Source organism: Polaromonas sp. P4_H1 (assembly GCF_056400945.1).
Genome location: NZ_JBFUKG010000058.1, coordinates 1 through 711, shown reverse-complemented (window position 1 = coordinate 711; position 711 = coordinate 1). Strand labels below are relative to the sequence as shown.

At 62.9% G+C, this 711-nt stretch carries 2 protein-coding genes; one reads left to right on the top strand and one right to left on the bottom strand.

Going from position 1 to position 711, the window contains the following annotated elements:
• Positions 1-196 (top strand): UTRA domain-containing protein (locus tag AC1DS5_RS25040; RefSeq protein WP_477720947.1); only part of this gene is annotated, 196 nt, incomplete at its 5' end.
• 44 nt (positions 197-240) lie between these two features.
• Here AC1DS5_RS25040 and AC1DS5_RS25035 read toward each other — a convergent pair.
• A partial coding sequence (locus tag AC1DS5_RS25035; RefSeq protein ID WP_477720946.1) for a hypothetical protein occupies positions 241-711 on the bottom strand: 471 nt, incomplete at its 5' end.

Below are 711 nucleotides of genomic sequence, written 5' to 3'. Positions count from 1 at the left end.
GGACATCTCTGCGGTTGGCGTGTCGGACGCGATGGCGGAACCACTGAAGGCAATGACAGGCGCGCATGCGCTGTCGATTCGGCGGCAGTATCTGTTCGCGTCAAACGAGCTGGCCGAAGTCTCGCTCAGTATTCATCCGGCGGACCGGTATCGATATTCGACAAGGCTGCTCCGCCGGCAAGACACAAATGGATGAGTGCACCGGTCAAGCCGGGAGACGACAGGTTGAGAGCGGTGAGACTACCTGATCATCTTCGGCCCGGGATCCGGCGCCGCCACGTCGAACACGCGCATCTGCACGCGCTCGGCACCCTGCCAGCGATCGACGGTCAGCGAGCCCGCCACATGGACCGGCTGACCGCGCAGCTCCTGCAACGCGTTGCCGAGTTTCTGCCCCACTGAACGAAACGCGATACCGTTGACCATGGCGCCGTCCGACGCCTTGAAGCGCAGCCGCAGATGCGCCTGCCCAACTTCATCGACATAAACGAGCTGATGCGCCGGCAGCGCAATCACCGGCTCGGGATTGGCCTGCCCGAACGGCCCGGCGCGATTGAGCGTATTCACGAGATCCGTCGTCACACCGCGCGCAGTGATAGCGCCATCGATGAAGAGTTCTTTCTCGTTGCGGGACTTGCCGACATCCGCAGCCAGCGCGCTTTCGATATAGGCGCGGAATTCGCCGAGCCGTTCCTTGCGTAGCGTGATGCC